The sequence below is a fragment of the Microcoleus sp. PH2017_08_TRC_O_A genome, assembly GCF_020738665.1.
Classification (GTDB): domain Bacteria; phylum Cyanobacteriota; class Cyanobacteriia; order Cyanobacteriales; family Microcoleaceae; genus Microcoleus.
The window spans coordinates 24,935-31,770 of record NZ_JAEQCE010000061.1 but is presented as its reverse complement, the minus strand read 5'-3'; the positions used below and the strand labels follow the sequence as shown (position 1 = coordinate 31,770).

Here is a 6,836-nt window from a genome sequence, read left to right as displayed (position 1 = left end):
AAAAGCAATCCCAAATGCCTTCAGCAATGGGATAGAGAGCTGCGTAGCTCAGCCGAGGCGGGTTAATCCGCTCGAAGTGAAAGCGAAAGGGGAGGGACTTGAAGCCTCCCATGTCATGTAATAGATGACTATACTTTTACCAGCTATTCTAGTCGGAGTTGCTCGATCTTTGCCCCCTTGTCGCTCGGCCCAGCCTGCGTTGGTTGCACAGGCACAAGCTCCACTCCCAAAGCCAGCCGCACCACTTATATAATTATTTTTTATCACTTCCCAAAGGGAATCTTTTTATTAATTGCCACAACTACAGGATTTCTTCCCAATTATTCATCCTTCCGGCCGAAGCCAAAAGACCTTTACTAGCAGTAATTAATTTTATGTTTGCTATATATAAATATTCGCTCTTTCCTATTGAGAGCGGCGAAAACTCTTGTTCTGCAAGACTCTTGGTCTGGGGAACCCAAAAATTACACATCAAATCTGAGGAAACTGCCTCGTTGTAACAGTTTACTAAATTTTGACAATAAAAAGAAGATTTAATGGTAAGCTTTGTTGCTGAGAAAGCTTATTTTGGCTGCTGTTTTATGGCAAAAAAAATGGAACGATTTCCGGATTTAAGAAGTCTAATAAAGCAAATGAAGTCTAAGAACTTCAACATGACAAAATAGAAAATATGAATAAAATTTTTACTTGCTGGCGATCGACCAAAATTCCACTCCTAAGTTTGTCCTTAGCTGTGCTGGCCTGTCTTCCAGCCTTTCGCCCTACGATCGCCAGTCCGCTGTCTCCATCCCCCAAACAGCAGTCAAACCCTACTAAAATTATCTCGGTCGATCGACCGCCAGCACCACCAACCGGCTCAAAGTCTCCAAAATTTCCGGTAATAGCGGCAGCCAATCCATCCCCAACCAAGACAATCAACGCTCAGGGAACAGCGACAGGCCGATCGCTCGAAATTCAAGAAATTCGCGGTACAGTCACCTTTAAAGGGCGGCCCGCCGTCGTCGGCGATCGGCTCCTCGCCCCCGGAGACGAAATCATCACCGACCCCGATTCCACAGCCCGCTTAGCGATCGACAACAACACCGGCATCGTTGAAGTTGCCGAAAAAACCGCAGTTAGAATATCCGATTTGTCAAGCACTTCAGGCGAAAACGACACAGCTATTTTTGTCAGCAGGGGACGAGTGAGATTGTCGATCGGCAAAACTGCTGCGCCCACAGCCGCAGCTCAAACCTCAGCAATTATCCTACCCAAGCAAATTGCCGCCTTAAATACATTCAGCCCAATTGCCGAAACCAATCAAATAGCCCAACAAAAAAAATCTCCCAGAACCGCCCCAGTCAGGGTTGAAACCCCCGAAGGCGTTGCCGGAGTCAGGGGTACATCCTTTGGCGTCAGCGTCGGCCCAGACGGCAAAACCGGAGTCGAAACCATTGAAGGTTCAGTCGGAGTATCTGGCAAAAACGACTCCGAAGTAGTTGTCAACGGCGGTAACGCCACGGAAATTTTCCCTCAAACTCCCCCCGCACCGCCATCAGCCAGCCCTCGCTTAGCCGATCTCAAAGTCCGCAGTTTGTCGAGACTCGGTGGGAATATCTATCGCCTCAGCGGTCAAATTAACCCGATCGACATAATTTATGTCAACAACCAAGCCATTAAGATCGATCGAGAAGGTAAATTCAAAATCCAAGGAATTTTACCGGCCAGCCGCCGCCTCAAAATTGTAGTGAGAGGATCGTCCGTCAGAGAAAAGCATTACAACCTCGCAGTTCCCTAAACAACTGATCTAGATCGGACGGCGGTTTCAAGCGCCCGGTATTATCATCTGAAATATCGGTCTGGTTTCAACCCGCGGAGGCGGGTTTTGTTTGTCTAGACGCGGTTTCAACCGCCCGGTATTATCCGAACATCAGCATCGAATGTCAATTATTGCGTCAAATTAATTGAATGAAGTTCAAACAATTGATCGAGCATCTGAAACACAATCAACTGATTGGCATCCGGCAATATCTCATCACAAATCCTCCCTGGCTGACAGGCGCCGTAGCAGGAATAATGTCTGTCGCCATGCTGCAATTGGGAATGTGGAAACCCCTTGAATATTTGGGATACAAAACCCTATTTCAAATTCGAGAATCGGGAGTTTTGCCAAATCCGGGTTGGGATGAGAGAATTGCGGTAATTGCGATCGAACCCCAAAGCTTGCAGGAATACGGTCAATTTCCGTGGTCGCGCAATCGCTACGCCGCCCTGCTGTCAGCTTTAAAAAAATTTCCCCCCACAGCAGTTGGTTTCGACATTCTTTTCCTCGATCCGAGTCCGAAAGATGAAATGTTAGCCGCTGCGATCGCCACAAATGGCAAAGTTGTACTCCCAAGAACCACCCAAGAACAGCCAGTAGCATCTTTAAAAGCAGCCGCCGCAGGTGTCGGACATATAATGCACGAACCGAACAGCGACGGCGTTAGCCGCGATTCAAAAATATTTCTCGACTCCATTCCTAACTTCGGTTTAGTAATGACTCAGAGGTACAACGCTGCTAACCCGCAAAATCCTGTATTGCTGCCGCAGCCACAAAATATGCAGGAACAAACAGTCTGGGTTAACTGGCCCGGGAAAACAGAAAATCTACGTACCTATGCTTTTGTGGATGTTGTAGAAGGTAGAATTCCTGAAAATGCTTTAGCTGATAAATTAGTCTTAGTCGGTCTAGTCGCTACGGGTTTTGACCAGATATCTACACCTCTGAACAAGACTACTGCTGGGGTTTATTTATATGCAGCTTTAGTTGACAATTTGCTCAATCAGCGATTGCTAAAGCGACTGCCCGCAGCGCTAGAAATTTTGTTATTGTTGGGGATTGGCCCCCTTACTACTTCGGTGCTGTGCAACCGAGGTGTTAAAGCAAGAATTGCGATCGCCCTTGGTTTACCTGTAATTTGGGTTACGGCTGCTGCTGTATTATTTGGCTACTATTTTTGGTGGCTTCCCGTTGCCGCACCCATCGGCACCCTCATTTTATCTGGTACTGCTTTACAAGTGCGGGAACAGTACGAAAAACAGCAGTTAATGAGGTTATTTGAAAAACACGTCGCCCCCGAAACTGCTCAGCTTATTTGGGAACGCAAAGCAGAGATATTTGAACAGGGAGAACTCGAACCTCAAGAACTTACAGCAACTGTGCTGTTTATGGATATTCGCAGTTTTACTTCAATTTCCGAAAAAATGCGGCCGCGGGATTTGCTCACCTGGCTGAACCATTATTTGGAAGCGATGACCGACTGTATTATGGATCACGGCGGCGTTGTCGATAAATACATTGGTGATGCAATTATGGCAGTTTTTGGTGTACCTTTTTGCCACACAGAATATCCCGAAATTCAACAAGATGCTTTAAATGCCGTAGCAGCTTGCATCGCCATGCACGAAAAGCTGCACAAAATCAACGAGCAGCTTAGAATTGACCGCAAACCTTTAATTAAGTTTGGCATTGGTTTGCATACCGGACAGTTAGTTGCCGGCAGCGTCGGCGGTTCCCGGCGTTTGAATTATTCTGTAATCGGCGATGCTGTCAACGTTGCGGCTAGATTGGAGGCGATGAATAAGGAAATTATTTCTGACAGTCCTTTTAATTTGTTGGTGACGGGGAGAACTTTTGCTTACGTGCGCGATCGCTACGAAGGGCAAAAAGTAGGAGCGATTCAATTGCGCGGCAAAAAAGAAGAAACTGTGGTTTATGCTATTTTGGGTGAAAAGCAGTAGTCAGTTGACAGTTGACAGTTGACAGTTGTTATTGGTTATTGGTTATTGGTTATTGGTTATTGGTTATTGGTAGTTGGTTATTGGTAGTTGGTTATTGGTAGTTGGTTATTGGTAGCCACTAACAAATAACATCGGACAAATAACAAATAACAAATAACAATGTCCTGCGCGGGCCTTCTTCCCAATTCCCAATTCCCAATTCCCAATTACCAATTACCAATTACCAATTACCCAATCTAATCAAATATACTCAGCCGCAAAGATTTAGCTATTTGTTCCAACAGAAACAAACCGCCGACAGAATTTCCCTCTTTATTCAAAGGCGGACTGTAAGATGCGATCGCCCCTTCGCCCGGAATCACCGACAACAAAGCCCCGCTAACTCCCGACTTAGCGGGAATTCCCACCCGCAGCGCAAAGCGGGCCGATGCTTCATACAAACCGCAAGTAGCCATCAGCGCTTTCACAGTGCGACAGTTTTCCGCGATCGCTTCACCACCATTTACCAACACCATTCCCAGCTTCGCCAAATCCTCTACACTTCCAGACAAACAGCAAACGCGATTGTAGGTTTCTAACGCAATTTCCGAGTTTTGTAGATAACCAGATTCTACCATTGCTAAGGCAAGATCCCAATTTTTTTGATTCGGCATAGCATTCACTGAATCGAGCATTAACTCGTCAACAAATAGCTGACTTTTTGCCTGTTGGTTCAGCCAAGTTCGCAGGTTTTGACAGCGCACCACCGCATTTTCACCGGGAATCAAAGACGCTAGAGCGATCGCCCCGCTATTAATCATCGGATTTCTCGGCTTCCCTTTATCCCTTTCGAGTTGAGTCAGAGAATTGAAAGGAAGTTCCGAAGGCTCGCAGCCCACGCAGTCAAAAACTGCTTTTTCACCCAATTCGCACAGCAAGTAAAGCAAGACGAAAGGTTTGACTGCGCTCATCAGCGGGAATGTGGTAGCAGCGCTACCCCAGCTCAAAATTTGACCGTCAATTGCCCGAATTTGCACGGCAAACCATTGTCTGTCGGCTTGGGCAAGGAGAGGTACGTATGCGGGGATTTTACCGGATTTACTGCGATTAATTGCCTCTATTGCCCAAGCTGCCAGTTGTTCTGGTTCCAGGGAAGATAGTTTGCTGGTGGGTGTTTTCACTTTCGGTTATTTAAATATTTACGATCGCCCTTGTGAACCAGAAACCCTGTTTTTAAAGCACATTGCGACACTTGAGCTCCGGGAAAAACCCGGTTTGTGAGGTGAGAGCAAGTGCGATCGCTCTATCGCAATAAAATTGGTTCGTAGTGCGGACTTCAGTCCGCAGGCGCTAACTTTGATTGTTATGGTAATTGACCGGACATAATATGAGAGCAAGTGCGATCGGCTTTCAGGCTGCGATCGTTACCGCCTGCGGGCAGCTAATCAATATTATTGACAAAATTTTCCTAAAAATCTGTACTTTGCATAAAAACCTCCCTTTCACCCAGATAGATAGGTAGCAGCATTAAGGCAGCGCTGCTACCCAAAATCAACAAGGACTAGCTTGAAATGCCTTCAACTTCTTATTTTTAATCCCCAATCAGGGGCGGGGTGCATATTTAATTTAATTTTTTCAGAGTTCGCGCAATCCTTTCCGGAAAACCCCCGAACCTCTGAGAATCTACTATCCAATCGGATCTACTCAAACCCAGGATAAAAAAAATGGCAGACGAACCGAAAACAGATGCAGCAGAAGCACCAAAACCCGCTCCGATGATTTTTAAGGGTGTCTGCAAGGACGGAGTTCTCAAAGGCAAAGAAATTGAAGGCAAATTAGATATCAAAGTAAACGTTGAATCAGTCACAACGCCAGCACCAACTCCAACAAAATCTAAGTGGGAGGAGCCTATATTTTGGGCGGTGTTTTTATTAACTGCCAACTTTGCCGTCGGCGATCCCGCCGGAATGAGAAAATACAGCCCCCCACAAAGGTCTCATTCTCAGGAAATGTTAAACCAATCTGGGGAGCAGTCGGTGTTGCCTCAAAAAAACACCACCAACTTGCCGCTTTAGGCTCTGGGAGCCTGCCAGCCGCGCAAATAGTAATAAACAGACCCGAAATATTCATCGAATACTCGTGTCGTAGTTACCAAAGCTTCTGCACTGGGCAGGAAATCTGCCGCGTCTAAGCGCAGTTTGGAATGCCCTCCTGACACTGGCTGGTAAGTGTAGAAGTCCGTAGCTCTAGGAATCACCTGGATTCCCATATTCGCAAAAGCGAGGCTGGCACGTCGCATCTGAATTGCAGATGTTACCAGGATTACTTTGCGCCCGACGCCGCGGCTGTCGAGGATCTTTCTCACTTCCTCGGCGCTGGTGCGTATGTTCCTGCCATTATCGTCGAGAACGATATTGTTGCGCGGCACGCCCATGTTGCTTGCCAGCAAAGTTTGGATATCTTTAGCTTCGCCAGTATCATTCTGTAAATTTGCTCTGGGCCCAGCACTAACAATCACCAAAGGTGCTAGTTCTTTTTTGTACAAAACAGCAGCATAGGGCAAGCGATTGCCTGTGTCTGTCAGTTGAATTGCTTCTCGGTTAGCGTTGTGACTGTTAGTCGTTCCCTTGCCCAGCAGGACGATCGCCGCTGCTGTTTCATCGCAGCAAACTGTGCGGGCTGCGGCATCTCGTTCTGCTTGATCTGCGAACCAATAAGCCACCACTGGCATACTCGACAGAATCAAAACCAGCAGCGCAGCCAGGATCATTCTCGGCGCCGGGTTGCGGATGCCCCCGTTCGTGATCAGCGCCGATGCAATCACCAACAGTGAGATCGCAAAACCTAGCGGCTTAAAGAAGAAAGCTATTAAGCCAAAAATCGCTGCTCCGACTGGCGTGTCTGGGGCAAAAAAAGCGAGGAACAAAAGGCTGATCAGCAGCAAAACGCGCAGCCGATCTATTAAAGGATTGTCTTTGCCTCCTGATTGATCCCACCACGATTTGATCAGTGAGAAGAGGAGGAATAGAAATAGAATGCGAGCGAATAGTTCAGGCATCTTGCAATATTCTGTGTCTTCATAAATTAGTACGGAA

The 6,836-nt window shown here is 46.9% G+C and carries 5 protein-coding genes; 3 read left to right on the top strand and 2 right to left on the bottom strand.

The features are described from left to right. Positions 1–670 precede the first annotated feature (670 nt). Together JGK22_RS20825 and JGK22_RS20820 are read left to right on the top strand one after the other, a co-directional pair. Positions 671–1,777, top strand: a complete 1,107-nt coding sequence (locus JGK22_RS20825) for a FecR family protein (RefSeq protein WP_293186237.1) — start codon at positions 671–673, stop codon at positions 1,775–1,777. Between the two features lie 170 nt (positions 1,778–1,947). After that, the gene (locus tag JGK22_RS20820; RefSeq protein ID WP_293186238.1) at positions 1,948–3,762 is read left to right on the top strand and encodes an adenylate/guanylate cyclase domain-containing protein; all 1,815 of its coding nucleotides are present in this window, start codon (positions 1,948–1,950) and stop codon (positions 3,760–3,762) included. 236 nt (positions 3,763–3,998) lie between these two features. On the opposite strand, the gene glsA is transcribed toward JGK22_RS20820, so the two are convergent. Continuing rightward, a complete protein-coding gene (gene glsA / locus JGK22_RS20815; RefSeq protein ID WP_293186240.1) occupies positions 3,999–4,922 on the bottom strand; it encodes a glutaminase A in 924 nt (307 codons plus the stop codon). A gap of 543 nt (positions 4,923–5,465) precedes the next feature. On the opposite strand from glsA, the gene JGK22_RS20810 reads away from it, so the two are divergent. After that, entirely contained in the window at positions 5,466–5,816 is a 351-nt protein-coding gene (locus JGK22_RS20810) for a hypothetical protein (protein ID WP_293186242.1), read from the top strand. On the opposite strand, the gene JGK22_RS20805 is transcribed toward JGK22_RS20810, so the two are convergent. Further along, entirely contained in the window at positions 5,813–6,799 is a 987-nt protein-coding gene (locus JGK22_RS20805) for a YdcF family protein (protein ID WP_293186244.1), read from the bottom strand. The two genes, JGK22_RS20810 and JGK22_RS20805, sit on opposite strands and share 4 nt — an antisense overlap. Positions 6,800–6,836 lie beyond the last annotated feature (37 nt).